This window comes from Pseudokineococcus lusitanus (genome assembly GCF_003751265.1).
GTDB lineage: Bacteria > Actinomycetota > Actinomycetes > Actinomycetales > Quadrisphaeraceae > Pseudokineococcus > Pseudokineococcus lusitanus.
The window spans coordinates 369,537-395,337 of record NZ_RJKN01000003.1 but is presented as its reverse complement, the minus strand read 5'-3'; the positions used below and the strand labels follow the sequence as shown (position 1 = coordinate 395,337).

General features: G+C 79.1%; 27 protein-coding genes. 14 read left to right on the top strand and 13 right to left on the bottom strand.

Going from position 1 to position 25,801, the window contains the following annotated elements; genetic code table 11:
- Nucleotides 1-4 precede the first annotated feature (4 nt).
- Nucleotides 5-922, bottom strand: coding sequence for a hypothetical protein (locus tag EDC03_RS07730; RefSeq protein ID WP_123379599.1), 918 nt, complete (start codon nucleotides 920-922; stop codon nucleotides 5-7).
- Between the two features lie 17 nt (nucleotides 923-939).
- Complete coding sequence (gene dapD / locus EDC03_RS07725) at nucleotides 940-1,962, bottom strand: 2,3,4,5-tetrahydropyridine-2,6-dicarboxylate N-succinyltransferase (RefSeq protein ID WP_123379598.1); 1,023 nt, start codon at nucleotides 1,960-1,962, stop codon at nucleotides 940-942.
- A 173-nt stretch (nucleotides 1,963-2,135) separates the two neighbouring features.
- Between dapD and dapE the strand changes: the two genes are divergently transcribed.
- From dapE to EDC03_RS07695, 6 genes are all read left to right on the top strand, one after another.
- The gene (gene dapE / locus EDC03_RS07720; protein WP_241967085.1) at nucleotides 2,136-3,248 is read left to right on the top strand and encodes a succinyl-diaminopimelate desuccinylase; all 1,113 of its coding nucleotides are present in this window, start codon (nucleotides 2,136-2,138) and stop codon (nucleotides 3,246-3,248) included.
- Nucleotides 3,249-3,325: 77 nt separating this feature from the next.
- Nucleotides 3,326-3,682: a DivIVA domain-containing protein gene (locus tag EDC03_RS17555; protein ID WP_158674235.1), complete on the top strand. Its 357-nt coding sequence runs from the start codon at nucleotides 3,326-3,328 to the stop codon at nucleotides 3,680-3,682.
- The gene (locus EDC03_RS07710) at nucleotides 3,682-4,167 is read left to right on the top strand and encodes a hypothetical protein (RefSeq protein WP_199720030.1); all 486 of its coding nucleotides are present in this window, start codon (nucleotides 3,682-3,684) and stop codon (nucleotides 4,165-4,167) included. Before EDC03_RS17555 ends, EDC03_RS07710 begins: the two co-directional genes overlap by 1 nt.
- A gap of 4 nt (nucleotides 4,168-4,171) precedes the next feature.
- Nucleotides 4,172-4,837 carry a DNA-3-methyladenine glycosylase I gene (locus EDC03_RS07705; protein WP_123379597.1) on the top strand — a complete coding sequence of 222 codons (666 nt, stop codon included), beginning with the start codon at nucleotides 4,172-4,174 and terminating at the stop codon, nucleotides 4,835-4,837.
- 37 nt (nucleotides 4,838-4,874) lie between these two features.
- Nucleotides 4,875-5,042 carry a DUF3117 domain-containing protein gene (locus EDC03_RS07700; RefSeq protein ID WP_123379596.1) on the top strand — a complete coding sequence of 56 codons (168 nt, stop codon included), beginning with the start codon at nucleotides 4,875-4,877 and terminating at the stop codon, nucleotides 5,040-5,042.
- 202 nt (nucleotides 5,043-5,244) lie between these two features.
- Nucleotides 5,245-6,768 carry a leucyl aminopeptidase family protein gene (locus EDC03_RS07695; protein ID WP_199720029.1) on the top strand — a complete coding sequence of 508 codons (1,524 nt, stop codon included), beginning with the start codon at nucleotides 5,245-5,247 and terminating at the stop codon, nucleotides 6,766-6,768.
- Between the two features lie 42 nt (nucleotides 6,769-6,810).
- Here the strand turns inward: EDC03_RS07695 and EDC03_RS07690 are convergent, their stop codons facing one another.
- Nucleotides 6,811-7,446 carry an O-methyltransferase gene (locus EDC03_RS07690; RefSeq protein WP_422393805.1) on the bottom strand — a complete coding sequence of 212 codons (636 nt, stop codon included), beginning with the start codon at nucleotides 7,444-7,446 and terminating at the stop codon, nucleotides 6,811-6,813.
- 187 nt (nucleotides 7,447-7,633) lie between these two features.
- On the opposite strand from EDC03_RS07690, the gene sigE reads away from it, so the two are divergent.
- From sigE to EDC03_RS07675, 3 genes are all read left to right on the top strand, one after another.
- Nucleotides 7,634-8,275: an RNA polymerase sigma factor SigE gene (sigE, locus tag EDC03_RS07685; protein WP_123379595.1), complete on the top strand. Its 642-nt coding sequence runs from the start codon at nucleotides 7,634-7,636 to the stop codon at nucleotides 8,273-8,275.
- A gap of 95 nt (nucleotides 8,276-8,370) precedes the next feature.
- Nucleotides 8,371-9,891, top strand: a complete 1,521-nt coding sequence (locus EDC03_RS07680) for a trypsin-like peptidase domain-containing protein (RefSeq protein ID WP_123379594.1) — start codon at nucleotides 8,371-8,373, stop codon at nucleotides 9,889-9,891.
- Between the two features lie 82 nt (nucleotides 9,892-9,973).
- Nucleotides 9,974-10,474, top strand: coding sequence for a twin-arginine translocase TatA/TatE family subunit (locus tag EDC03_RS07675; protein ID WP_123379593.1), 501 nt, complete (start codon nucleotides 9,974-9,976; stop codon nucleotides 10,472-10,474).
- 43 nt (nucleotides 10,475-10,517) lie between these two features.
- Here EDC03_RS07675 and EDC03_RS07670 read toward each other — a convergent pair whose 3' ends face one another.
- The 3 genes from EDC03_RS07670 to EDC03_RS07660 all read right to left on the bottom strand — a co-directional run bounded on the left by EDC03_RS07670 (nucleotide 10,518) and on the right by EDC03_RS07660 (nucleotide 13,863).
- A complete protein-coding gene (locus tag EDC03_RS07670) occupies nucleotides 10,518-11,699 on the bottom strand; it encodes an Mrp/NBP35 family ATP-binding protein (protein ID WP_123379592.1) in 1,182 nt (393 codons plus the stop codon).
- On the bottom strand, nucleotides 11,696-12,433 hold the full coding sequence (locus tag EDC03_RS07665; protein ID WP_123379591.1) for a DUF1003 domain-containing protein: 738 nt from the start codon (nucleotides 12,431-12,433) through the stop codon (nucleotides 11,696-11,698). Before EDC03_RS07665 ends, EDC03_RS07670 begins: the two co-directional genes overlap by 4 nt.
- 95 nt (nucleotides 12,434-12,528) lie before the next feature.
- The gene (locus EDC03_RS07660; RefSeq protein WP_123379590.1) at nucleotides 12,529-13,863 is read right to left on the bottom strand and encodes a magnesium transporter MgtE N-terminal domain-containing protein; all 1,335 of its coding nucleotides are present in this window, start codon (nucleotides 13,861-13,863) and stop codon (nucleotides 12,529-12,531) included.
- A gap of 145 nt (nucleotides 13,864-14,008) precedes the next feature.
- On the opposite strand from EDC03_RS07660, the gene EDC03_RS07655 reads away from it, so the two are divergent.
- The 3 genes from EDC03_RS07655 to EDC03_RS07645 all read left to right on the top strand — a co-directional run bounded on the left by EDC03_RS07655 (nucleotide 14,009) and on the right by EDC03_RS07645 (nucleotide 16,680).
- A complete protein-coding gene (locus EDC03_RS07655; protein ID WP_422393804.1) occupies nucleotides 14,009-14,536 on the top strand; it encodes a Dps family protein in 528 nt (175 codons plus the stop codon).
- Between the two features lie 235 nt (nucleotides 14,537-14,771).
- The gene (locus EDC03_RS07650) at nucleotides 14,772-15,812 is read left to right on the top strand and encodes a lysylphosphatidylglycerol synthase transmembrane domain-containing protein (RefSeq protein ID WP_123379588.1); all 1,041 of its coding nucleotides are present in this window, start codon (nucleotides 14,772-14,774) and stop codon (nucleotides 15,810-15,812) included.
- Between the two features lie 145 nt (nucleotides 15,813-15,957).
- Nucleotides 15,958-16,680: a YflT domain-containing protein gene (locus EDC03_RS07645; protein ID WP_199720027.1), complete on the top strand. Its 723-nt coding sequence runs from the start codon at nucleotides 15,958-15,960 to the stop codon at nucleotides 16,678-16,680.
- A gap of 126 nt (nucleotides 16,681-16,806) precedes the next feature.
- On the opposite strand, the gene EDC03_RS07640 is transcribed toward EDC03_RS07645, so the two are convergent.
- Nucleotides 16,807-18,447: an aminopeptidase P family protein gene (locus tag EDC03_RS07640; protein ID WP_123379587.1), complete on the bottom strand. Its 1,641-nt coding sequence runs from the start codon at nucleotides 18,445-18,447 to the stop codon at nucleotides 16,807-16,809.
- Nucleotides 18,448-18,525: 78 nt separating this feature from the next.
- Between EDC03_RS07640 and EDC03_RS07635 the strand changes: the two genes are divergently transcribed.
- Nucleotides 18,526-19,839 (top strand): DUF2332 family protein, encoded by a 1,314-nt coding sequence (locus EDC03_RS07635; RefSeq protein WP_158674234.1) that lies wholly within the window; start codon nucleotides 18,526-18,528, stop codon nucleotides 19,837-19,839.
- A gap of 71 nt (nucleotides 19,840-19,910) precedes the next feature.
- Nucleotides 19,911-20,753: a PHP domain-containing protein gene (locus EDC03_RS07630; protein ID WP_123379738.1), complete on the top strand. Its 843-nt coding sequence runs from the start codon at nucleotides 19,911-19,913 to the stop codon at nucleotides 20,751-20,753.
- Nucleotides 20,754-20,790: 37 nt separating this feature from the next.
- Here the strand turns inward: EDC03_RS07630 and EDC03_RS07625 are convergent, their stop codons facing one another.
- From EDC03_RS07625 to EDC03_RS07600, 6 genes are all read right to left on the bottom strand, one after another.
- Nucleotides 20,791-21,630, bottom strand: a complete 840-nt coding sequence (locus EDC03_RS07625) for an oxygenase MpaB family protein (RefSeq protein ID WP_123379585.1) — start codon at nucleotides 21,628-21,630, stop codon at nucleotides 20,791-20,793.
- 52 nt (nucleotides 21,631-21,682) lie between these two features.
- Entirely contained in the window at nucleotides 21,683-22,081 is a 399-nt protein-coding gene (locus EDC03_RS07620) for an ATP-binding protein (RefSeq protein WP_158674233.1), read from the bottom strand.
- Nucleotides 22,082-22,170: 89 nt separating this feature from the next.
- Nucleotides 22,171-23,976, bottom strand: coding sequence for a DEAD/DEAH box helicase (locus tag EDC03_RS07615; RefSeq protein ID WP_123379583.1), 1,806 nt, complete (start codon nucleotides 23,974-23,976; stop codon nucleotides 22,171-22,173).
- Nucleotides 23,977-24,199: 223 nt separating this feature from the next.
- Nucleotides 24,200-24,469, bottom strand: a complete 270-nt coding sequence (locus tag EDC03_RS07610; protein WP_123379582.1) for a GlsB/YeaQ/YmgE family stress response membrane protein — start codon at nucleotides 24,467-24,469, stop codon at nucleotides 24,200-24,202.
- Nucleotides 24,470-24,618: 149 nt separating this feature from the next.
- A complete protein-coding gene (locus tag EDC03_RS07605) occupies nucleotides 24,619-24,843 on the bottom strand; it encodes a DUF3107 domain-containing protein (protein ID WP_123379581.1) in 225 nt (74 codons plus the stop codon).
- 99 nt (nucleotides 24,844-24,942) lie between these two features.
- On the bottom strand, nucleotides 24,943-25,614 hold the full coding sequence (locus EDC03_RS07600) for a TetR/AcrR family transcriptional regulator (RefSeq protein ID WP_422393803.1): 672 nt from the start codon (nucleotides 25,612-25,614) through the stop codon (nucleotides 24,943-24,945).
- Nucleotides 25,615-25,801 lie beyond the last annotated feature (187 nt).

The window sequence follows — 25,801 nt, the reverse complement described above, 5'->3', positions numbered from 1 at the left end:
GCCGTCAGCCCGCGACGACGACCTCGACGGCCCCGGGGCCGGGCGCGTCGGCGTCGGCGACCCACGCGGCGTCCCCGTCACGGGACCAGCGGCGCCCGTCGGTCGCCACCTCGACGACGTCCGTCCCCACCGCCGTCGCGACGGCCCACTGCGCGAGCGCCCACCCGGCGCGCACGCCCTCCTCGTCGGCGCCGTGGTCGCGCACGACGACCACGCCGCCGGCGTCCGGCCGCGCGGCGAGCCCCTCCTCGCCGAGCTCGGCGGCCGCCCGCTCGACGACCTCCCGCGCGCGCGGCGTCAGGCCGTCGTCCCCGACGACGGGCAGGAGCCCGTCGCCCGTCTCCTCGACGGCGGGCAGGCGGCAGACGAGCGCGGCGGGGGAGTGGCCCGTCAGCGCGGAGGCGAAGACGCGGGCCTCGCCCTCGTGGTCGGCGTAGGCGGTGGGGAAGCCGGAGCGCTGGACCTCCTGCGCGGCGTCGTTGACCTCGATCTCGGTGTACCCCTCGACCTCCACGAGGCCGTCGTAGAAGGCGTCCGTCGCGTAGACCGGGTCGGTGACCTGGGCCGGGGTGCCCCACCCCTGCGAGGGCCGCTGCTGGAAGATGCCGAGCGAGTCGCGGTCGCCGTGGTCGAGGTTGCGCAGCCCCGACTCCTGGATGGCCGTGGCGATGCCGATGGTCGCGGCGCGCGGCGGCAGGCCGCGCGCCTGGGCCCGGGCGGCCACGAGGGCCGCGACCGCGGTGCGGTCGGCCGTGAACCCGTGGGACTCACCGCCCGCCGTGGCGGTGCACCGCGAGTCGGACCCGGGCAGGCCCCGGCCGTCGCGCAGCGCGTCGACGGCGAGGGCCCCGGCCGCCGCGACCGCGACGACGCCCACGACGGCGACGAGCGCCCGGCGCCGCCGGACGGGGGCCGAGGTCACCCGGGGCCGCGGGGCGGTCAGCCGGCGTGGAGGGCCGCGTTGAGCGCCCCCCACGAGCCGGTGCGGGTGCGGGCCTCGACGGCGCCCGTGGCGGAGTTGCGCCACAGCTGCAGGCCGTCGCTGCCGGACAGCTCCCGCGCCTTGACGGTGCGCAGGACCTCGCGGGTGGTCGGGTCGACGACGGCGACCTTGGTGCCCGCGGTGACGTAGAGGCCGGCCTCGACGACGCAGTCGTCCCCGAGGGAGATGCCGACGCCGGCGTTGGCGCCGAGCAGGCACCGCTCGCCGATCGAGACGACCTCGGTCCCGCCTCCGGAGAGCGTGCCCATGATCGACGAGCCGCCCCCGACGTCGCTCCCGTCGCCGACGACGACGCCCGCGCTGATGCGGCCCTCGACCATGGAGGCGCCGAGCGTGCCGGCGTTGAAGTTGACGAAGCCCTCGTGCATGACCGTCGTGCCCGGGGCCAGGTGGGCGCCGAGGCGCACGCGGGAGGCGTCGGCGACCCGGACGCCCGCCGGGAGCACGTAGTCCGTCATCCGCGGGAACTTGTCGACGCCGTCGACGACGAGGCGCGTGGAGCGGTCGGCCAGCAGGCGGGTGCGCGTCTCCTCGAAGCCCTCGACGGCGCACGGGCCGGCCGACGTCCACACGACCGTCGGCAGGACGCCGAACAGGCCCGTGAGGTCCACGCCGTGGGGCCGCACGAGGCGGTGGGAGAGCAGGTGCAGGCGCAGGTAGGCGTCGGGGACGTCGACCGGGCCGGCGTCGAGGTCGACGACGGTGCGGACCACCTCGGTGCGGACGGCGCGGCGGGGGTCGGTGGCCTCGAGCGCCGCGAGGGAGGCCGGGACGCCGAAGGGCCCCGGGTCGTCCCCCGGGTGGCCGAGGGCCGGTGCCGGGTACCAGGTGTCGAGGACGTCGCCGCCCCCGGTCACGGTCGCGAGGCCGTAGCCCCAGGCCCAGCGGCCCGGCGCGGCGCCGTCGGCGGGGGCCTCGGCGGCCTCGGGGACGGGGGTCTCGGGGGGTGCGCCGGTCATGCCCCGAGGCTACCGGCGCCCGCCCACGGGCCCCCGCCGCAGCCCCGCCCTCCCGGGCCCCGGACCGCCCGGCCGTCGGTCCGTCCTCCCTGCGGCCTCGCCCGCGGGGAGGAGGGCGGGCGCGGGGAGCGCAGCGTGCCGGGGCGCGCGGCGGGCGTCCTACGCTCGCGCGGGTGAGCGACCCCGCCGTGCTGGACCTGTCCGCCGACCTCGCCGACCTGCTCCAGGCGGTGTGCGACGTCGAGTCGGTCAGCGGGGACGAGGCCCGCCTCGCGGACGCCGTCGAGGTCGCGCTCGCGGCGTGCCCGCACCTCGAGGTGCTGCGCGACGGGGACGCCGTCGTCGCCCGCACGTCGCTCGGGCGGGCCGAGCGCGTCGTCGTCGCCGGGCACCTCGACACGGTGCCGCTGGGCCGGCGGCCCGACGGCTCGCCCAACCTCCCGACGTGGCGGACCGGGTCCGGCGACGACGAGCTCGTCCACGGGCGGGGCACCGCCGACATGAAGGGCGGTGTGGCGGTTGCCCTCTCGCTGGCCGCAGCGCTGACCGAGCCGACCCGCGACGTCACCTGGGTCTTCTACGACCACGAGGAGGTCGAGGCGTCATGCAACGGGCTCGGCCGGCTCGCGCGGGAGCACCCGGACTGGCTCGCGGGCGACGTCGCCGTCCTCGGCGAGCCGACGTCGGCCGCCGTCGAGGGCGGCTGCAACGGGACCCTGCGGGTCGACGTCGTCCTCGACGGCGTCCCCGCGCACAGCGCCCGCCCCTGGCGCGGGGTGAACGCCGTCCACGCGGCCGCGCCGCTCCTCGCGCTGCTCGCCGGGCACGACCCGGGCGAGCGGGAGGTCGACGGCCTCGTCTTCCGGCAGAGCCTCCAGGCGGTCGGCATCCGCGGCGGCACGGCCGGCAACGTCGTGCCGGACCGGTGCGTCGTGACGGTCAACCACCGCTTCGCGCCGGACCGCACGCTGGCGGAGGCCGAGGCGGACCTGCGGGAGCTGCTCGCCGGGTACGAGGTCGTGCTCACCGACGGCGCCGAGGGCGCCCGGCCGGGGCTCGACCGGCCGGCCGCCGCGGCCGTCGTCGCCGCCACGGGGGAGGAGCCGCGGGCCAAGCTCGGCTGGACGGACGTCGCCCGCTTCACCGCCCTCGGCGTCCCGGCCGTCAACCTCGGCCCCGGCGACCCCCTGCTCGCCCACGCCGACGACGAGCACTGCCCCGTGCGGGACCTCCACCGCTGCGCGGACGTCCTGCGCCGCTGGCTCACCGCGCCCGTCGACGCCTGAGCCCGCCGCGCCGCCGCCCGGGTGCGGGTCCGTGGCCGTCCGGCGCGCGGGCGGCGCCCCGTGCCACGATCGGCCCCGTGACCCTCGTCCTCCTGCTCGTGGCCCTCGTCGTGGCCGGCGTCGTCGCCGCCGTGGCCGTCGGGCGAGTCCCCGGCGGCCTCGAGGAGCCGACGACGAGCCGCCCGTCGAGGGCGCTCCCGGACGGCCCGCTGGCGGCGGACGACCTCGACCGCGTGCGCTTCTCCCTCGGGCTGCGCGGCTACCGGATGGACGAGGTCGACGCGCTGCTCGACCGGGTGCGCGACGAGGTCGCCGCCCGGGACGCGCGCGTCGCGGAGCTCACGGCCCGCCTCGGGGCGGCGACGTCGCCGGGCGACGCCGTGCCGGCCGGCCCGGCCGCGGTCGACGCCGGCCCGGACGGCGGGAGGGCCTGATGCGCGTCGTCGTCGAGGTCGTCGCCCGCCGCCCCGCCCCCGTGGTCTGGCGTCACCTCACCGACTGGCCGTGGCAGAGCGCGTCGATCCCGCTCACCCGGGTCCTCTCGACCGGCCCGGCCTCCTTCGTCGGGCGCACCGCCGTCCTCGGCGTCGGCTTCGACGACCCGATGGACGTCGTCCGCCGGCAGGACCCCACGGCGGGCGCGCCCGCCGACGGCGCCCGCGAGGGCGTCGCGGTGCTCGCCAAGCGCGGGTCCGTCGTCCGCGGCAGCGCCGCCGTGCGCGTCGTGCCCCTCACGCCGGGCTCGTGCCTCGTCGTCTGGGGCGAGGACGTCGACGTCCTCCCGCGCCGGCTGCCGCGCGCGCTCGCCCGCCCCCTCGACCGCCTGCTCGCCGTGCCGGCCTGGTGGGGGCTGCGCGGGGTCGTCGTCGACATGGTCCGTCGCGTCGAGGCCGAGCGGCCCGAGCCGCTCGAGGCCTGAGCCGGTGGCCCCGGCGCCCGCGGCGGGCCCCGTGCTCGGCGCCGACGGGCTCGCGCGCTGCCCCTGGGGGGACGCGCCCGCCGACTACCGGGCGTACCACGACGACGAGTGGGGCCGGCCCGTCACCGGGGAGGCGGCGTTCTTCGAGCGCCTCACGCTCGAGGCCTTCCAGTCGGGCCTGTCCTGGCTGACGGTCCTGCGCAAGCGGCCCGCCTTCCGGGCCGCCTTCGCGGGCTTCGACCCCGAGGTCGTCGCGGGCTTCGGCGACGACGACCGCGCCCGGCTGCTCGCCGACGCGGGCATCGTCCGCAACCGCGCCAAGGTCGACGCGGCGGTGGCCAACGCGCGGGCGGTGCTGGCCCTGCGGGACCGCGGCGGGCTCGAGGCGCTGCTGCGCCGGTACGCCGAGGAGCCGGGCCGGCCGGCGCCGCGGACGACGGCGGACGTGCCGGCCTCCACCGACGCGTCCCGGGCCCTCGCGCGCGAGCTGAAGCGGCACGGGCTCGTCTTCGTCGGCCCGACGACGGCGTACTCGACGCTCCAGGCCACGGGCCTCGTGGACGACCACCTGGACGGGTGCTGGTGCCGCGGGGACCCGGTGCGCGCGGAGGTGAGGGCGGACGCCCGGATCGGGGCACGGGTTTCGGTTTCACGCAGTTCCGGGGGATGATGGTCGCGATCACGCCCACCCAGGAAGGGGACCCGCAATGGCGGCCATGAAGCCGAGGACAGGTGACGGCCCGCTCGAGGTCACGAAGGAGGGCCGCGGCATCGTCATGCGCATGCCCCTCGAGGGCGGCGGACGGCTCGTCGTCGAGATGACCCCCGACGAGGCCAAGGGCCTGGGCGAGGCCATCGGCGGCGTCGTCGCCTGACGACCCCGCCGCCCCCGGGCGGCCCGCCCCGGCTCCTCGCGGACCCGGCGCACCCGCCGCCCGGCGCCCCCACGGACGCCCCTCCCCGCACGGGGAGGGGCGTCCGTGCGTCCGGGGCCGCCCCGGACCGACCCCCGGCACCCGCGGCACGGGCGGGCCCGCCCCGACGGGCCGCCGCGGCGACCGCCAGTAGGGTCGAGCGGTGGTCGACGCCCGCATGCCCCGCCTGGTCCCCGTCGCCGGCGGCGACGTCCGCTCGGCCGCCGGGGCCGACGTCCTCGCCGTCCCCGTGGCCTCGGCCCCGCCGGGCGAGGCCGAGCCCCAGCCCCGCCCCGGCACCGCCGACGCCGCCGTGTGGCTCGGCCTCAACACGGCCGTCCTCGCCGAGCAGCAGCGCTTCACGGGGCGCGCCGGCGAGACGCTCGGCGTCCCGCTCCCGTCGGCCCGCGACGACGGCGTCGGGCCCCGCCGGCTCCTCCTGCTCGGCGTCGGCGACGGCGGCGAGACGGCGCTGCGCCGGGCCGGTGCCGCCCTGGCCCGCGCCACCCGGGGCGCCGACCGCGTCGTGACGACCGCGGGCACGGGCCTGCCGCCCGCCGCCCTCCGCGCCTTCGCCGAGGGCCTGCTGCTCGCCGCCTACACCCCGCCGCGCACGGGCCTCGAGGACGGCCCCCGCCCGGCCGCCGAGGTCGTCGAGCTGCTCGGCGTGGACGACGGCCCCGCCCTGCCCCGCGCCGTCGCCGCGGCCCGCGCCACGTGGCGCACGCGCGACCTCGCGAGCACGCCCAGCTCGACGAAGGACCCGGCGTGGGTGGCCGAGCAGGCCCGGGCGCTCGCCGCCGACCTGCCCGGCGTCGAGGTGGAGGTGCTGGACGCCGACGGCCTGGCCCGCGAGGGCTTCGGCGGCCTCCTGGCCGTCGGCGGCGGCTCGGCCTCGCCGCCCTGCCTCGTCACGGTGCGCTACCGCCCGCCGGCCGGGACGCCGCAGCGGCGCCACGTCGTCCTCGTCGGCAAGGGCATCACCTTCGACACCGGCGGGCTCTCGCTCAAGCCGCGCGAGGCGATGGTGCCGATGAAGACGGACATGGCGGGCGCGGCCGTCGTCCTCGCCACCGTCCTCGCGGCGGCGGAGATGCGTCTGCCGCAGCCGGTCACGGCGCTCCTGCCGCTCGCGGAGAACGCGCTCGGCGGCGGGTCGTACCGCCCCGGCGACGTCGTCCGCGTCCACGGCGGGACCACCGTGGAGATCGCCAACACCGACGCCGAGGGCCGCATGGTCCTCGCCGACGCCCTGTCCTACGCCGACGAGCAGCTGCGGCCCGACCTGCTCGTCGACGTCGCCACCCTCACGGGGGCCGCCTCGCTGGGGCTCGGGCGCCGGCACGCCGCGCTCTACACCGACGACGCCCCGCTGCTCGAGCAGCTGCGCAGCGCGTCGGCGGCCACCGGCGAGCGGGTCTGGCGGATGCCGCTCGTCGAGGACTACACCGACGCCCTGGAGTCCGAGGTGGCCGACCTGCGCCACGTCGCGGCGGCCGGCGGCCCCTCCGGCGGGTCCATCACCGCCGCGCTCTTCCTCCGCGAGTTCGTCGGGCGGCGCCGCTGGGCGCACCTCGACATCGCGGGCCCCGGCCGGGCCGACAAGGACGAGCACGAGGTCACCAAGGGCGCCACGGGCTTCGGGACCCGGCTGCTCCTGCGCTGGCTGGAGGAGGGCGCCGTCTGACGGCGCCGGCCGCCGCGGGCCGGGCCCGCGGCCGGCCGGGCCTCAGCCGCGGACGACGCCGGCGAGCAGCCCGTCGCCGACGGGCAGGAGCGCCGGCAGCAGCCGCTCGTCGTCGCGCACGCGCCGCACCGCCTCGCGGACGGCCGTCGTCACCGCGTCGCGCTGGGCCGGGTCGGCGACGCGGTCGCGCCACAGCGCGCCCGCGACGACGAGGAGGCCGCCGGGGCGCAGCAGGCGCAGGGCCTGGTCCAGCTGGGCGTCGAGCTCGAGGCGGTCGCCGTCGAGGAGGACGAGGTCGTAGGCGCCGTCCGTGAGGCGGGGGAGCACCTCGAGCGCCCGCCCGCCGATGACGCGCACCCGGCCGCTGCGGACGCCCGCCTCGGCGACGGCCGTGCGCGCCGCGCGCTGGTGCTCCGGCTCGCTGTCGATCGTCGTGAGGACGCCGTCGGCGGGCATCCCGGCGAGCAGCCACAGCGTCGAGACGCCCGTGCCGGTGCCCACCTCGACGACGGCGCGGGCGCCCGCCGCCGCCGCGAGCAGGCGCAGGGCGGCGCCGGTGCCGGGGTCGACGGGGGAGCAGCCCAGCTCGACGCCGCGGCCGCGCGCCCGCTCGAGCACCTCGTCCTCGACGACGAAGTCCTCGGCGTAGCTGCGGCTGGCGGCGGACGTGGCGGCGATGACGGGCTCCTCGCGAGGCGGGCACCGCGGGGTGCGGGGCGACCGCGAACCTACCGGTGCGCGGGCCGCCCCGGCCGACGGGCGCCGGGGCGCGGGCGGTCCGCCGGGCGGGTGGCGCGGCGCCCCGCGCCGGGCCGCGCGGGCGGCCTGCCAGGTGCCGTCCAGGCTGCGGTGGCACCATCGGGCCATGACGACGCGAGCCGCCGACGGCCCGGGCGCCGACGCCGGCACCCCGGTGCCGGCCGACGGGTCCCGGGCGGACGCCGGCCCCCTCGCCGGGGCGGTCGCCGACGAGCGCGCCCCCTGGGCCCCGCCGACGTGGGAGGAGGTCGTGCGCGACCACTCCGCCCGCGTCTTCCGTCTCTCCTACCGCCTCACGGGCAACCGCCACGACGCCGAGGACCTCACGCAGGAGGTCTTCGTGCGGGTGTTCCGCTCGCTGTCGAGCTACACCCCCGGCACCTTCGAGGGCTGGCTGCACCGGATCACGACCAACCTCTTCCTCGACCAGGTGCGTCGCAAGCAGCGCATCCGCTTCGACGCCCTCGGCGACGACGCCTCGGACCGCCTGCCGGGCCGCGACCCCGGCCCCGAGCGGGCCTACGAGCACGGCAACCTCGACCGCGACGTCCAGGCCGCCCTGCTCGACCTGTCGCCCGAGTTCCGCGCCGCCGTCGTCCTCTGCGACATCGAGGGGCTCAGCTACGAGGAGATCTCCCGGACGCTCGGCGTGAAGATCGGCACGGTGCGCTCGCGCATCCACCGGGCGCGCGCCCAGCTCCGGACGGCGCTCGCCCACCGCGCGCCCGCGGTCCTGCCGCCGGGCTGACCCTCCTGCGCGCCCCGGGGGCGCGCGCGGGGCCCCGACCGGCGAGGATGCTCGGCAGCGGTGCCGGCCGAGGCCCGCCCGAGGAGGACCCACCCATGAGCGCACCGGGCGACCAGCCGCGCGACGACGACGGCGCGCGACCGTCCCCGTGGCCGTCCCCCTGGGGCCCCCAGCAGGCGTCCCCGCCGCGCGAGCCGGACGGCGGGCCCGGCGGCCGGCCCGACGGGGACCCCGCCGGGGCGGGCGGCTCGTGGCCCGGCCGGGACGACGACGGCCCGCACGGCGCCGGGCCCCGCCCCTCGTCCGACCCGGCGGCCGGCGGCTCCGCGCCCCCCGCCTGGTGGGTGCCGGGCGACGGCGCCGCCGTCCCGGGCGGCCGCCCCGCCGCCGGCCCCGGGGCGGACCCGTCCGCGGGCACCGACGACCGGCCCGTGCCGGGGCCCCTGCTGGGCCACGGCGGCGGGGGCTTCCCCGACGTCGTCCCGCCCGTCCCCGGCGGCGAGCCGCGCGCCCCGCGCCGCCGCCGCGGCGCCCGGGGGCTCCTGCTCGTCGCCGCCTGCCTCGTCGCGGGCCTCGTCGGCGGCGTCGCGGGGGACCGCCTCGCCGGCCGCCCCGCGGCCACCGTCAGCGTCGTCGAGCGCTCGGGCAGCGCCTCCGACGGCGCCGGCGAGGGCACGGGCGGCACCTCGGTGGCCGAGGTCGCCGAGGCCGTCCTGCCCAGCACCGTGTCCATCGAGGTCACGTCCGCGGCCGGGTCGGGCGGCGGCTCGGGCTTCGTCCTGTCGCCCGACGGCCTCGTCGTGACGAACAACCACGTCATCGCGTCCGCCGCCGACGGCGGGGGGCGGATCCGGGTGCTCCTCGCCGACGGCAGCGTCGAGCCCGCCACCGTCGTCGGGCGGACCTCCGACTACGACCTCGCGGTGCTGCGCATCCAGCGCACCGGCCTGGTGCCGCTGGCCTTCGCCGACACCGACGCCGTGCGGGTGGGCGACCCGGTCGTCGCCGTCGGCGCGCCGCTCGGGCTCACGAGCACGGTGACGACGGGCATCGTCAGCGCCCTCAACCGTCCCGTCGTCGCCGGCGAGAGCCTCGACGAGCAGGGCTTCATCAACGCCGTCCAGACGGACGCGGCCATCAACCCCGGCAACTCCGGCGGGCCGCTCGTCGACATGGAGGGCGCCGTCGTCGGCGTGAACTCGGCGATCGCCCAGGCCGGCGGCACCGGCGGGGCCGGCGGGAGCATCGGCCTCGGCTTCGCCATCCCCGCGAACCAGGTGGTGCGGACGACGACGGAGCTCGTCGAGGACGGCGTCGCCACCTACCCGGTCATCGGCGTCTCGCTCGACCCGACGTACGAGGGCCGGGGCGTGCGCATCGCCCAGCAGGGCGCGAACGGTCAGCAGCCGGTGACCGCGGACGGCCCCGCGGCGGCGGCGGGCCTGCAGCCCGGCGACGTCATCACCGCCATCGACGACCAGCTCGTCACGGCCCCGGACGAGCTCATCGTCGCCATCCGCGCCCGGGAGCCGGGCCAGCCCGTCGCGCTCACGGTGCTGCGCGGCCGCTCGGAGGAGACCGTCGAGGTGACGCTCGGGAGCGAGCCCAGCAGCTGACCGGCCCGGCCGCCCGGGAGCGGCCGTCCCGGGGCGGCGGGCGGGCGCCTGCGGGCGGCCCGGCCGTGGTTACAGTGCTCGCGTGGCGGGCATCAACGGCGGCGAGCTCCTCGTGCTCCTCGTCCTCGTGCTCGTCGTCGTCGGCCCCGAGCGGCTGCCTAAGTACGCGCAGCAGCTCGCCGAGGCCGTGCGCGGGGTCGTGGGCTACGCCAAGGGCGCGCGTGACTCCCTCAAGCAGGAGATGGGCCCCGAGTTCGACGACATCGACTGGCAGAAGCTCGACCCGCGCCAGTACGACCCCCGCCGCATCGTCCGCGAGGCCCTCACCGACGTGTGGGACGACGGGCCCGCCAAGCCGACGACGCCGGGCGGCCCGACCGCCCTCGCGTCGCCCGCCGCGGGAGCGGCCGCCGGGGGCGCCGCGACCGCGGCCACGGCCGGCGGAGCGGCGGCGGCGGCCGGCGCCGCCGCGACGACGACGGTGCGGTCGGCCGCCGGCCGGGGCCCGGGCAAGCCGCTCGACCAGCCCGGTGCCGGCGCGCAGCGCCCCGCCCGCACGCCGTTCGACCCCGAGGCCACCTGACGCGCTGACGCGCTGACCGGCCCCCGACCGCGGGCCGGGCGGCTCAGCCCGCGCGCCGCACCGGCGTCAGGCCGAGCGGCCGGCCGGCCAGCCCGCGCGGACCCGACAGCGCCCGGGCGACCTCCCGCAGGGCCCGCGCCGCGGGCGCGTCCGGGGCGGACAGCACCAGCGGCACGCCCTCGTCGCCGCCCTCGCGGACACGGACGTCGAGCGGCACCTGCGCGAGGAGGGTGACGCGGGCCCGGAGGACCTCGCCGAGGCGGTCCACGACCGCCTGCCCGCCGCCGCGGCCGAAGACCTCCAGGCGGCCGCCGTCGGGCGTCTCCAGCCAGCTCATGTTCTCGACGACGCCCGCGACGGCCTGCTTCGTCTGCCGGGCGAGGGTGCCGGCCCGCTCCGCGACCTCGGCGGCGGCGGCCTGCGGCGTCGTGACGACGAGGAGCTCGGCGCCGGGCAGGAGCTGGGCGACGCTGATGGCGATGTCGCCCGTGCCCGGCGGCAGGTCGAGCAGGAGGACGTCCAGGTCGCCCCAGTGCACGTCGGTGAGGAACTGCTCGAGGGTGCGGTGGAGCATCGGCCCGCGCCACACCACGGGGGTGTTGCCGGGCGTGAACATCCCGATCGACACGACCTTCACCCCGTGCGCGACGGGCGGCACGATCATGTCGTCGATCTGCGTGGGCGCGTGCTGCACGCCGAGCATCCGGGGCACGGAGAAGCCGTGGACGTCGGCGTCGAGGACGCCGACGCGCAGCCCGTCGGCGGCCATGGCCGCGGCGAGGTTGACGGTGACGCTGGACTTGCCGACCCCGCCCTTGCCGGAGGCGACGGCGACGACGCGCGTCAGCGAGCCGGGCCGCGAGAACGGCACCTCGCGGGCCGGGCGGCCGCCGCGGAGCACGTCCTTGAGGGCGGCGCGGCCGGCGTCGTCCATGACCCCGAGGTCGACCTCGACGCGGTCGACGCCGGCCAGCGCCCCCACCTCGCGGGTCGTGTCCTCGGTGAGCCGGTCCTTGAGGGGGCAGCCGGACGTCGTCAGCAGGAGCCCGACGCGGACGGTCGCGCCGCCGCCGGGCGCGCCGGGCACGACCTCGACGTCCCGCACCATGCCGAGCTCGGTGACGGGACGACGGATCTCCGGGTCCTGCACGCGGCCGAGGGCCTCGCGGACCTCGTCGACCGACGGCGGGGCGGGCGGGGGGCCGACGCGTGCGGTGCCGCTCATCCCTCCAGGGTAGGTCGCCCGCCGGGCCCCTCGTGACGGCGCCGGGGGCGCTCCTCGCGCGCCTCGCGCGGGTCGGCCTCGCGGGCCTCCCTCGCCTCCGCCTCGCGCGCCTCGGCCGACCGCCGTGAGCGGGAGCGGCCGCGGTCGCCCTCGTCGCGGCCGTCCAGCTCCTCGACGAGGGAGCGCAGCTCGCCCCGGAGGAAGTCGCGGGTGGCGACGTCGCGCATGGCGATGCGCAGCGCCGCGACCTCGCGGGCGAGGTACTCGGTGTCGGCGAGGTTGCGCTCGGCGCGCTGCCGGTCCTGCTCGATGCTCACGCGGTCGCGGTCGTCCTGGCGGTTCTGCGCCAGGAGGATCAGCGGCGCGGCGTAGGAGGCCTGCAGCGACAGCATGAGCGTGAGGAAGAGGAAGGCGTAGGGGTCGAAGCGGAGCGACGCCGGCGCGAGGGTGTTCCACAGGACCCAGGCGACGATGAACCCGGACATGTAGAGCAGGAAGGTCGGCGTGCCCATGAAGCGGGCGAAGCCCTCGGAGAGCCGGCCGAAGGCCTCCTGGTCGATGCCCGGCCGGGGGACCACCCGCCGTCGCTTCTCCTGCGGGCTGTCGAGCCCCGGCACCCGGGCGACCGTCGCCTGCCGGCCCGTGCGGCCGGGACGTCGTCGCGCGCCGGAGGGGCGCCCCCGGCCGGCGTCGCGCCCGGGGTCGCGGCTCTCGCGCTGGGTCTGCGGGGCCATGGGACCTCCTCGGGGCGCGGGGGCGCCGTCGTGGGGGCGCGGCGGGCGCCGCGCGGGCGGACGGGTGGGGGTGGTGCGCCGGGCGGCCCGCGCCGTCAGGGGACGGGCGACGAGCCCCGGCCCGAGCGCCGCGACGGGACGAGCGCCGGGATGGTCCCGGTGGTGGCCGTCTCGGGGTCGTCCTGCTCGCGCCAGTCCTCCGGGAGGATGTGGTCGAGGACGTCGTCGACCGTCACGGCGCCCAGGAGCCGGCCCGCCTGGTCGGTGACCGGCACCGAGACGAGGTTGTACGTCGCCAGCCGCCGGGCCACCGCCTGGAGCGGGGCGTCGGGCGGCATCCCGTCGACGTCGGCGTCGACGATGCTGCCGAGCTGCTCGTGCGGCGCGGCCCGGAGCATCGCCTGCACGTGGACGACGCCGAGCAGCCGCCCCGTGGGGGTCTCCAGCGGGGCGCGGCAGACGTACACCGAGGAGGCGAGGGCGGGGGAGAGGTCGCTGCGGCGGACGAGCGCCAGCGCCTCGGCGACGGTGGCCTCGGGCCCGAGCAGCACCGGCTCGGGCGTCATGAGCCCGCCCGCGGTCTCCTCGTCGTAGGCGAGCAGGCGGCGGACGTCGGCGGCCTCGTCGGGCTCCATGAGCTGCAGGAGCGTCTCCTTGGCCTCCTCCGGCAGCTCGCCGAGGACGTCGGCGGCGTCGTCGGCGTCCATGGCCTCGAGGACGTCGGCCGCGCGCTCGCGGGTGAGGCCCGTGACGACGCCGACGCGGTCCTCCTCGCCGAGCTCGGCGAGGACGTCGGCCAGCCGGTCGTCGTCGAGCTCGGCCGCCAGCTCCAGCCGCCGGCGGCCCGACAGGTCGTGGAGGGCGTCGGCGATGTCCGCCGGCTTCATGTCCTCGAAGGTGGCGACGAGCAGGCTGGCGCCCTGGGCCCCGGCGGAGGGCCCGAGGAGGCCGCGGACGTCGTCGGCGCGGACGAGCAGCGTCTCGCCGCGGCGGCCGCGCAGGCGGGAGCCGAGGCCGCCGGGGGCGTCGCGCCGCACGAAGACGCGGACGACCTCCATGTCGCGGGGGCCGGGGCGCTCGAGGGCGAGGTCCTCGACGGTCGCCGTGCCGGAGCCGTCGAGGAGCTCGACGCGGCGTTCGAGCACCTCGGCGAGCAGGAGCACCTCGGTGCTGCGCTGCTCGAACCGGCGGAGGTTGACGAGGCCCGTCGTGATGACCTGCCCGGCGTCCATGGCGGTGACGCGGGTCAGCGGCACGAAGACCCGCCGGCGCCCGGGCACCTCGACGACGAGGCCGACGACGCGCAGGCGGCGCCCGTCGCCGCGCAGGACGCTGACGACGTCGCGGACCCGGCCCACCGGGTCCCCGATCGGGTCGAAGACGGGGAGCCCGGCCAGCCTCGCGGCGAAGACACGGGACGGGCTGCTCACGCCGGGCAGCGTAGCCGCGCGGGTGCGGGCCCCCCGTCCCCGCCGTAGCGTCGGAGCCATGACCTCCAGCGAGACCAGCGAGACGACGAAGGACCCCTCGACCGCCCTCCGCGGCGAGCCGCAGATCAAGTACACGGTGCCCGGCATGAGCACCGACGACGGCGCGGCCGTCGTGAAGAACCTGCAGGACCGGCTCACGGCGCTGACCGACCTGCACCTCACCCTCAAGCACGTGCACTGGAACGTCGTGGGCCCGAACTTCATCGGTGTCCACGAGATGATCGACCCGCAGGTCGACGCCGTCCGCGAGATGGCCGACGCCTGCGCGGAGCGCATCGCGGCGCTGGGGGGCAGCCCCGTCGGCACGCCGGGCGCGGTCGTCGCGGCCCGCAAGTGGGACGACTACTCCCTCGGCCGCGCCGGCACGATCGAGCACCTGGGCGCCCTCGACCTCGTCTACCAGGGCGTCATCAGCGACTACCGCGAGGGCATCGAGCAGGCCGGCGAGGTCGACCCGGTGACCGAGGACATGCTCATCGACCACAGCGGCGACCTCGAGCAGTTCCACTGGTTCGTGCGCGCCCACCTCGAGAACGCGGGCGGCGAGGTCGCCAGCAGCGGGGCCTCGAGCGAGACCGACGCCGCGCGCCGCGCGCGCCAGGGCTCGATCTGACGCACCGCACGACGCGACGCAGGGCCCGGGACGTCGTCCCGGGCCCTGCGTCGTCCCCGGGGCGTCGCCCGTCCCGCGCGACGGGGCCGGCCGGGGGGCGCCGACGACCCGCCCGGGTGGCCCGCCGCGTCGCGGACGACGGACGGGGCCGGGGCGCCGTAGCCTCGGGTCCGGGCGCCGCCGGTCACGGCCCGCGCCCGACGGGCGCCGCGGCGCCAGGGCCGGGGAGGTGGGCATGACGGTGCGTGACGACCCGTCGTCGGGCCTCCCGCCGACCCCCCGCCCGGCCGCCGCCATCGGCCCGGCCGCCCCCGCCGACGTCACCGCGGCCCCGTGGTGGCGGCGCGTGCGCTGGCGGCTCGTCCGCACCGTCGTCGTCGTCGTCGCGGGGCTCGTCGTCGCGGGCGTCGTCGTCGCGCAGGTGGCCGTCACCGACCCGGTCGCCGCGCTCCGCCAGGCCGACGCCGGCTGGTTCGTCGTCGTCCTCCTCGGGGCGGTGCTGACCTTCGTCGGGGCGACGACGGCGCTCGTCGCCGTCTCCCCGGTGCGCCTGCGCCCGGCCGCCACGGCCGGCGTCCAGGTGGCGGGCACCTTCGTCAACCTCCTCGGCCCCGCCGGCGTGGGCGGCATGGCGCTCAACGTCCGTCACCTCTACCGCCGCGGGGCGCCCGTCCCGGCGGCGGTGGCCGCGGTCGTCGCCGTCCAGGCCACGTCGGTCCTCGTCACGGTGCTCGTCCTCGTCGGCGCCGCGGTCGCCTCCGACGAGCTGCCCGGCGGCGTGGCGCTGCTGCCCGGCACCGTCACCGTCGTGACGCTGGCCGCCCTCGCGGCCGCCGTCGGCGTCGTGCTCGGCGTGCCCCGCCTGCGCCGGGCGGTCGTGCCGCGGCTGCGGGCGCCGCTCGCCGCGTCGGCCGGCGTGCTGCGGGACCTCGGCCGGCGGCCGGACCGGCTCGTGCGCGCCCTCCTCGGGGCGTCGCTCGTCACCGGCGGCTTCCTCCTGGCGCTCGGCGCCAGCCTCCAGGCCTACGGCGCCTCGCTCCCGCTCATCAGCCTGGCCGTCGTCCTCTTCGCCGGCACGGCCGTCGGGAGCGTCTTCCCCACGCCCGGTGGCGTGGGCGCCGTGGAGGTGGCCATCGCCGGCGGCCTCGTCGCGGTGGGGGTGGCGCCGTCGGCCGCGCTGCTCACGGCCGTGACCTACCGGCTCGTCACCCTCTGGGTGTGGGTGCTGCCGGGCTGGGTGCTCACCCTGCTGCTGCGCCGCGCCGGCCAGCTCTGACGTCGGGCGCCTGCGGCCCGCCCCGCCGTCCGCCGCCGCCCCGACCCTGGACGTCCGCCGTGAGCGGGCCGCGAGTCCGCCCCCGGTCCGGCCGGGGCGGGGGCACCGGGTGGCCGAGGGGGGCGGTGGGCCCCACGATCACTGCATGGCCAGCCCGATGACCTCCGCCCGCGCCCGTGCCGCCGCCGGCGGGCCCACGCTGCCGACGGGCCGGGAGGTCGCCTCGTACGACACCTACGCCGCGGCGCAGGCCGCCGTCGACCACCTGTCGGACGAGCACTTCCCCGTCCAGCACGTGACGATCGTCGGCACCGACCTGCAGATGGTCGAGCGGGTGCTCGGCCGCCTCACGTACGCGCGGACGGCGCTCGCGGGCTTCTTCTCCGGCGCCTGGGTGGGCCTTCTCATCGGTCTCGTGCTGCTGCTCCTGTCGCCGCCGGATGCCGGGGTGGTGAGCATCCTCCCCGCGGTCCTCATCGGTGCGGCGTTCGGCGTCATCTTCAGCATCGCCGGCTACGCCGCCACCCGCGGGCGGCGGGACTTCACGTCCGTCAGCCAGATCGTCGCCTCGCGCTACGCCGTCTACTGCGCGGTCGAGCACGCCGGGCAGGCGCGGGAGGTGCTCGGACGTTCGCCCGAGGCCTCGCGCGGGCTCGACCGGCGTCTCGCCGCCACCGACGCGGCGCCCACGGCGACGCCGCCGGCGCCCGGGGCCCCGGCCGCCCCGCCCGCGGGCCCGCCCACGGGCCCCACGTACAGCGAGATGCTGGCCCGCCGCCGCGAGGAGGAGGCGCGCCGCGAGGACGCCGCCCGCCGCGACGACGACGCCCCGCCCGCGGACGCCCCGGGCACCGACCGCCCCGCCTGAGCAGCCGGCCCCCGCGTCCCGTCCCGTCGTCCCGCACGGCAGCGCCCCCGGTCCACCGGACCGGGGGCGCTGCCGTGCGGGCGTGCGTGCGGGCGACGGCGGGCGGCCGTCGCCCGGCCGCGGGCGTCAGGCCCGCAGCGAGGCCATCCACGCCTCGACGTCGTCGGCGCGGCGGGGGAGGGCCGCGCTGAGGTTCTCGCAGCCGTCCTCGGTGACGAGGACGTCGTCCTCGATGCGCACCCCGATGCCCCGCAGCTCGGCGGGGACGAGCTCGTCGTCGCCCTTGAAGTACAGCCCCGGCTCGATGGTGAAGACCATGCCCGGCTCGAGGACGGCGTCGAGGTACATCTCCCGCCGCGCCTGGGCGCAGTCGTGGACGTCGATGCCGAGGTGGTGCGAGGTGCCGTGCACCATCCAGCGGCGGTGCTGGCCGCCCCGCTCCGACAGGGCCTCCTCGAGGGGGACGGGGATGAGGCCCCAGTCGTGCAGCCGCGCGGCCACGACCTGCATGGCCGCCTCGTGGAGGTCGCGGAAGCGGGAGCCGGGCCGGGCCACGGCGAAGGACGCGTCGGCCGCGTCGAGGACCGCCTCGTAGACCCGGCGCTGCGCCGGGGTGAAGCGCCCGTCGACCGGAAGGGTCCGCGTGATGTCGGCGGTGTAGAGGCTCTCCGCCTCGACGCCCGCGTCGAGGAGCAGGAGGTCGCCGGACCGCACGACGCCGTCGTTGCGGGTCCAGTGCAGCGTGCAGGCGTGCTCGCCGGCGGCCGCGATGGTCTCGTAGCCGGTGCCGCCGCCCTCCTCGCGGGCGCGGGCGCCGAAGGCGCCCTCGACGACCCGCTCGCCGCGGACGTGCCCGACGGCGCGCGGCAGGCTCCGGACGACGTCCTCGAAGCCGTGGACGCTGGCCGCCACGGCGAGGCGCATCTGGGCGACCTCGTGCTCGTCCTTGACGAGGCGCAGCTCGGAGAGCGCGACGACGAGCTCGTCGTCGGCGAGCGCCCCGGCCTCCTCCGTGACCCCGGCCCCGCCGCGCAGCGCGGCCACGCGGGCGGCCAGGGCCGGGTCGGCGTCGGGCACGACGCGCAGCGGCGCCCCGCCCGCGGCGAGGAGGTCGTCGAGCTCCGCGACGTCGCGGCAGACGAGCCCCGTCTCGGCCTCGGCGTCCGCGAGCGACGGCCGGGCGCCGACCCAGAACTCGCCGTAGCGGGAGTCGGCGAAGAACTCCTCGCTCGTGCGGGGGGTGCGCGGGCGGAAGAGGAGGACGGCCTCGTGGCCGGCGTCCTCGGCGTCGGCGCCCGCCCCGCCGTCGCGCGGGTCGAGCACGAGGACGGCGTCCGGCTCGCGCTCGCCGCCGAGGCCGGTGAGGTGGGCGAAGGCGCTGTGGGCGCGGAAGCGGTAGTCGCTGTCGTTGGAGCGGGTCTTGAGGGGCCCCGCGGGCAGGACGAGACGCTCGCCCGGGAAGAGGCGGGACACGGCCGCGCGGCGGGCCGCCGCGTAGGGGGCCACCTCGGCGCGGGCGGGCGGGGCCTCGTCCGCGGGCGCCCAGCCGGACGCCATGAGCTCGCGGAAGGCCGCGCTGGTGGGCCGCTGGCGGTGGCTGCGGGACGCCTGCGCCTCGGCGGCCGTGGTGGCGGCGGGCGCGAGGGCGTCGCCGGGCTCGGCGGGCGTCGTCGCGTCGCCGGGCACGACGTCCGTCCCCGCCGCGGGGCGGTCCGCGACCTCCGCCACGGTCGCGTCGGTGGTGCTCGGGCCGGCGGGAGGCGTCATGCCGCCAGGATGCCACCGGCGGCGGCGGCCGCGGACGTCCGGGGAGCGGGCCGGCCCGGGGGACGGCACGGTGGCCCGATGAGCCCCAGCCGGCCCGTGGGCGCCGCGCCCCCCGCCGCGGTGGTCGAGCACCTGCGCCGCCAGGCGGCCACGTGCCGGTCCCTCGGCGCGGGCTTCACGGCCGCCCTCTGCGACGCCGCGGCCGACGACGTGGCGCGCGGCGGCCCGGTCGCCGACGTCCTGCGCACGGCGCCCGGGGAGGACCTGCGGGACCCCGGGCCCTCCGCCCTCGGGCTGCGGCTCGTGGGGGCGCTGCACCGCCTCGTCCTCGTGGGCGCGGCGCCGCGGCTGGCGGCGTGCTACCCGGGCGACCGCGGCGACCCCTCGCGGGCCGGGCCCGACGGCGACCCGGCCGCGGCCGCCGCGCTGCTGCCCGCCGTCGTGGCGGCGTCGGCCGCCCGGCTGCGGGCCGACCTCGGTCCCGCCCCGCAGACCAACGAGGTCGCCCGCGGGGCGGCGCTGTGGGGCGCCGTCCTGCGGCTCGTCGCCGAGGGCGCCGCCGCGGGGACGACGGACGGCGCGGGCGGGCCGGTGCGGGTACGGCTCGTGGACGTCGGGTCGTCCGCCGGCCTGCTCCTGCGGCCCGACGGCGTGCGCATGACGGCCGACGACGGCGGCGCCACGGGCCCGGCCGACGCGCCGGTGCGGCTCGAGGGCGCCTGGGACGTCTCCCCGTGGTCCCCGGCGCTCGTCGCCCCCGCGGGCCGCGGCGGGCCCGCTGCCCGGGTGCCCGCCGCCGCGACGGCCGCTCCGGGGCCCGCGCCGGACGTGCGGGTCGTGTCCCGCGAGGGCGCGGACGTCGCCCCGCTCGACCCCACCGACCCGGAGCACGCGCGCCGGCTGCTGTCCTTCGTGTGGCCCGAGCAGCGGGACCGGGCGGCGCGCCTGGAGGGCGCGCTCGCGGCGGCGCGGGCGCAGCCCGTCGAGGTGCGGCGCGCAGGGGCCGCGGAGGTGGCCCGCGGGCTGCGGCTCGTGCCGGGGGAGGTCGTCGTCGTGCAGCAGTCGGTCGTCCGCCAGTACGTGCCCGCGGCCGAGCGGGCCGCGGCGGAGGCGGCGCTCGACGCGCTGGGGGCGACCGCGACGCCGTCGGCCCCGCTGTGGCGCCTCGCGCTGGAGCCGCACCGGCGCCGGGCCGGCGGGACGGTGCGCTACCTCGTCGAGGCGCGGGCGCACGGCGCGCCACGCCCGGGGGCGGCGGGGGCCGCCGGGTCCGCCGGGTTCGCCGGGTCCCCGGGAGCACGGCTGCGGCTGCTCGGCGAGGCGGCCCCGCACGGCGTGCCCGTCCGGTGGTGGGCCCGCACGCCGCCCGGGTGGGTGGCCGCCGACCCCTGACGGCGCGGCGGCCGGGGGCGCGGCCGGCGCGGTCGGGGAGGGCGTCGCCGCGGGCCTACCCTGGCCCCGTGGTGGTGGCGGACCTGCACGCGCACTCCAGCGCGTCGGACGGCACCGAGACGCCGGGGCGCCTCGTCGCGTCCGCGGCCCGGGCGGGGCTCGACGTCGTCGCCCTCACCGACCACGACACGACGAGCGGGTGGGACGAGGCCGTCGCCGCCTCGGCCGCCACGGGCGTGGCCCTCGTCCGCGGCGTCGAGATCTCCTGCCACCACCGCGGGACGAGCGTCCACCTCCTGTCCTACCTCCACGACCCCGCGGCGCCCGGGCTCCTCGCCGAGACGGAGCGCTCGCGCGCCAGCCGGCTCGCCCGGGCGGAGCTCATGGTCGAGCGCATCGGCGCCGACCTGCCGCTCACGTGGGACGACGTCCTCGCGCAGGTGGACGGCGACGCCACCGTCGGGCGCCCCCACCTCGCCGACGCGCTCGTGGCCAAGGGCCTCGTGCGCGACCGTGGCCACGCCTTCGCGACCGTGCTGTCGACGCGCTCGCCGTACTTCGTCGGCCACCACGCGCCGGACGCCGTCGAGGCCGTGCGCCTCGTGCGGGCCGCCGGCGGGGTGCCCGTCTTCGCGCACCCCCGCGCGGTCCTGCGCGGGCGGGTCGTCGGCGACGACGTCGTCGAGGAGCTCGCGGCCGCGGGCCTCGCGGGCCTCGAGGCCCACCACCGCGACCACACGCCGGAGGCGACGGCGGCGCTCGTCGACCTCGCCGGTGCCCTGGGCCTCCTCGTCACGGGCTCCAGCGACTACCACGGGACCGGCAAGGTCAACCGGCTCGGCGAGCACACCACCGACCCCGGCGTGCTCGAGGCCGTCGAGGCGCAGGGCCTGCTCGACGTCGTCCGGCCCTGACGGGACCGGCCGCGCCCGTCCCGGGGGAGGGGCGGGGTCAGCCGGCCAGGCGCTCGCGGGCCGCGCGCAGCTCGGGCGGCTCGCGCAGCGCCGGCACGAGCAGCGCGACGCCCGCCACGCCGCCCCGGAGCACCTGGAGCGCCGTCGTCGCGGCGGGAGACGCCAGCGGGGGGCGCCGGAGGCCGTACATCCGCAGGGCCCAGCGGGGCAGCGTCGCCACGGCCGTGGCCCCGAGCGTCGCCCACAGGGGGCGCGCCGGCGTCGCCAGCGCCACCACCGGGGGCAGCGGCGGCACGACGACGCGGGCCACGGCGTCCCGGGCGGCGGGCGTGACCCGCAGCGAGGGCCGGTAGCCCGCCAGGACGTCGGCCAGGTCGGCCGTCGACGTCGGGGCGAGGCCGCGGGAGACGCCGACGAGGCGGGCGGCGGCGACCTGCTCCGCGACGTAGCGGTCGGCGTCCGCGGCGTCGAGCACGCCGGCGCGGCGGCCCAGCGCGACGACGCTGTCGACGAGGCAGCAGTGCACCCACAGCAGCAGCGCGTCGTCGCCCGCCGCGTACGGCTCGCCCGTCTCGGGGTCGCTGCCCCGCACGGTGCGGTGGACGCGCCGGACCCGGTCGCCGAGGGCACGGGCCTCGGCGGTCGTGCCGTAGGTCGTCGCGGTGACGAAGGCCGCCGTGGTCGTGAGACGGCCCCACGGGTCGGCGCGGAAGCGGGAGTGCTGGTCGACGCCGGCCATGGCCAGGGGGTGCAGGGCCTGCAGCACGAGGGCGCGGAGCCCGGCGACGGCGAGCAGCGGGTCGGCGTGCAGGCGCCAGGTGACCGACGAGGGCCCGTAGAGACCGGGGTCGCCGGCGCCGCCGGAGGGGGCGCTCACGGCTGCGCCGCGGTACGGGGGGTGCGGGGGGTCCGGCCGCTGGCCGGACGGCTCACGAGGCGGCCAGCGCGAGCTCGAACCACACGCACTTGCCGGGCCGGCGGCCCGCGGGGCGGGTGGTGGAGCGGCGGGAGCCCCAGGCGGTGGAGAGCATCTCGACGAGCTGGAGCCCGCGACCGCCGACGTCGTCGACGTCGGGCTCCTGCGGGGCGACGGGGACGTCGCTGCCGTCGTCCACCTCGACGCGGAAGACGCCGTCGTCGACGCCGGCGTGGACCTGCACGGGCGGCTCGCCGTGGCGGACGGCGTTGGTGACGAGCTCGGAGAAGAGGAGCAGGACGGTGTCGGCGCTGTCCTCGTCGACCCGCCAGGCCACGAGCCGCTCACCGAGCAGGCGGCGGGCCCGCGGCACCTCGGCCGGGTCGGCCTCGAGCTCGGCGATCAGGTGCACGTCGCGATTGTGCACCACGTCGCCCGCGTGCCGGGCGACGGGACGGCGGGGGACGCCCGGCGGCCGGGGAGGGCCGCCGGGCGCACCCGTCAGCCCTCGGCGCCCGCGGCCTGGCCGGGGGCCTGGGTGGTGCCCTGCGCGGCGCCCGCGGCGTCGCCCGAGCGGCCCCGACCGCCCCGGCCGCCCCGGCGGCGACGGGGCCGGCGGGCGGCGTCGCCCGCCTCGCCCGTGGCACCGGCGTCCGCCGCGTCGGCGGTGCCGGCGGGGTCGCCGGACGCGGTGGCCCGCGCCGCGGCGCCGTCCTCGCCGGTGGCCGCGCCGCCGCGGGTGCGGCGGCGGGGACGGCGTCGCGCGCCGTCGCCCTCGCCCTGCTCGGCGGGTGCGCCCGCCGGACGCCCGCCGTCGCGGCCGCCCTCGCCGCGCCCGCCGTCACGGCCGCGGCCGCCGGAGCGCCCGCCGCCCTGCCGGTCGCCCCGGTCGCCGTCGCGCCCCCGCGGGCCGCGCCCGGTCTCGCCGAGGTCCTCGAGCACCTCGGCGTCGAGGCCGGCGCGGGTGCGCCGGCTGCGGGGGAGCCGGCCGGTCGTCCCCTCGGGGATGCCGAGGTCGGAGTAGAGGTGCGGCGACGTGGAGTACGTCTCGACGGCCTCGGGGTGGCCGAGGCCCAGGGTCTTGTCGATGAGGCCCCAGCGGGGGACGTCGTCCCAGTCGACGAAGGTGACGGCGGTGCCCTTCTGGCCCGCGCGGCCCGTGCGGCCGATGCGGTGGACGTACGTCTTGTCGTCCTCGGGGCACTGGTAGTTGACGACGTGGGTGACGTCCGTGACGTCGATGCCGCGGGCCGCGACGTCCGTGGCCACGAGGATGTCGACCTTGCCGCTGCGGAAGGCGCGCAGCGCCTGCTCGCGCGCGCCCTGGCCGAGATCGCCGTGCAGCGCGCCGGCGGCGAAGCCGCGCTCGACGAGGTCGTCGGCCACCTTGGCGGCGGTGCGCTTGGTCCGGGTGAAGACGATCGTCAGCCCGCGGCCCTCGGCCTGGAGGAGGCGCGCGAGGACCTCCACCTTGTCCATCGCGTGGGCGCGGTAGACGACCTGTCGGATGGCCTTGACGACGGCGCCGGCGTCGTCGGGCTCGCTGGCCCGGATGTGCGTCGGCTGCGTCATGTAGCGCCGCGCGAGCGCCACGACCGGGCCGGGCATGGTCGCGGAGAAGAGCATGGTCTGGCGGCCGGCCGGCGTCATGGCGAGGAGCTTCTCGACGTCGGGCAGGAAGCCCAGGTCGAGCATCTCGTCCGCCTCGTCGAGGACGACCGTGCGGGCGTGGCCCAGGCGGAGCTTGCCCTGGGACGCCAGGTCGAGCAGGCGGCCCGGGGTGCCGACGACGACCTCGACGCCCTTCTCCAGCGCCTCGACCTGCGGCTCGTAGGCGCGGCCGCCGTAGATGGTGAGCACGCGGACCGAGCGGAGCGCGGCGGCGGCCGTGAGGTCCCCGGAGACCTGGACGGCGAGCTCGCGCGTCGGGACGACGACGAGGGCCTGCGGGGCGCCCGGCTCGAGGAGGTCGTCGAAGCCCTCCTCGCCCGGTCCGACGGCGCGCTGGACGGCGGGGATGCCGAATCCCAGCGTCTTGCCGGTGCCGGTCTTGGCCTGGCCGATGATGTCGTGGCCGGACAGGGCCACGGGCAGCGTCATCGCCTGGATGGGGAAGGGGCGCTCGATGCCCTTGGCGAGCAGCGCGTCGGCGATGGCCTGCTGCACGCCGTGCTCGACGAAGGTCGGCACGAGGGCGGGGACCTCGTCGGGAGCGGGGGCGTCGAGCGTCTCGACGGCGACGTCGGCGAGGTCGGCGGTGCCGGCGCCGTCGGAGGGCTCGGCGGAGGCGGTGGTGTCGGTCGTCATGGGGGTCGAGGGCCTTCGGGTCGTCGGGCGGGGCCGCACGCGGGCCGGGCGCTGCCAGGGCGCTCCGCACCACACGGGCCTCACGCGCCGGGGGTGGCGGCCGATCGCTCTCGACGACCGGGCGTAGGCGTGGTCCGCCACAGGGTAGCGGCCCGGCCCGGCCCGGGACGCGACGAGGCCGCCGCCCCCGTGGGGGCGACGGCCTCGGCGGTGGTGCGGGTGGTCAGCGGCCGACGGCCTTCCGGCCGCTGACGCCACCGACGATCGCGACGCCGATGACGGCGAGCACGACCTGGATGATGAGCTGCACGAACGAGAAGCCGTTCGTGTCGACGATCGCGCCCGCGATGGCCGTGCCGATGAAGGCCGCCACGATCCCGATGAGGATCGTGAGCACGATGCTGATGTTCTGCTTGCCCGGCAGCACGAGGCGCGCCAGGGCCCCGATGACGAGGCCGACCACGATCGCGCTGATGATTCCGCCGACAGTCATGACAGTGCCTCTCTGTAGGTGGGGCGACGACCGATGCCCGACCCTGCGGGTCGTCGGTCACGCCCGGTGACGCGGAGACGGTGGCAGACCCGCGCACCTCCCGCATCTCGGGACGGAGGGCACGACCGACGGCTGCTCCGGACGGACGGTCAGGCGGAGCCGAAGCCCACCCGTCGCGCCGTCTCGCCGGCGACCTCGACGTAGCCGAGGACGCCCGCGGGGACGAGGACGCGGCGGCCCTTCTCGTCGACGAGCTGGAGGGCGGCGCCGTCGTTGACGGCGGCCTCGACGAGGCGGGCGACCTCGTCCGGCTCCTGGTCGGACTCCAGGACGATCTCTCGGGCGACGTTCTGGACGCCGATGCGGATCTCCACGGCTGCTCTCCTCTGGTGTCTCGCGGTGCTCGGGGCCGGCGGGGCGCCGGTCGCCGGGACGGGCAGGGCCCGTGGCGGGGAACGCCGACGCGCCCGAACCTAGTCCGGCGTCCCCGACGTCGGCCCGCCCGGCCCGTCGGTGCCGTGCCCGTCCGCCCGCCCGGCGGGGCGGTCCGCGGGCCGGTCCACGCGGGGCAGGCCCCGCAGGCCCCGCCACACCAGCGAGGTGATGAGGGCCGCGGCCTCCTCGCGCGGGACCTCGCGGCCCCCCGCCACCCACGAGCGGGCGGCGACCTGGGCGCTGCCCGCCAGCGCCACCGCGAGGACGCGGGCGCCCGCCACCGGCAGGGCGGTGTCGGCGACGACGGCGTCGGTGACGGCGGCCGCGCAGGCCGCCTCGAGGGCGGCGAGCCGCGCGCGGACCGCGGCGTCGCTCGTGAGGTCGGACTCGAAGACGAGCCGGGCGCCGAGGTCCTCGTCGACGAAGGCGAAGTACGCGTCGACCGTCTGCGCCACGCGGAGGCGGTTGTCGGCGACGCCGTCGGGCGGCGGCGCGAGCGCGGCGCGGACGGCGGCCTCGAGGTCGGCGCACGAGCGCTCCACGACGGCGAGGTAGAGGTCCCGCTTGCCGGGGAAGTGGCGGTAGAGCACCGGCTTCGTGATGCCGGCCCGCTGGGCGATCGCGTCCATGCCGGTGCCGTGGTAGCCGGCCCGCGCGAAGAGCCGCTGCGCGGCCGCGAGGAGCTGGGCGCGCCGGTCGGCCCGCCCCAGCCGCGCGGGCGCCGCCGGGCGCGCGTCGTCGCCGTCGGCGGGGACCTCGGGCCCCGCGGGCGCGGGGGGCGTGACGTCGGGGACGTCCTCGGGCGCGGGGCGCCGCCTGCCGCTCACCCGCGCACCTCCGCCGCTCGCCGTCCCGGGCCGTCGTGGGCCCCGCGGTGCGCCGCCGGGCCGCCGGGCC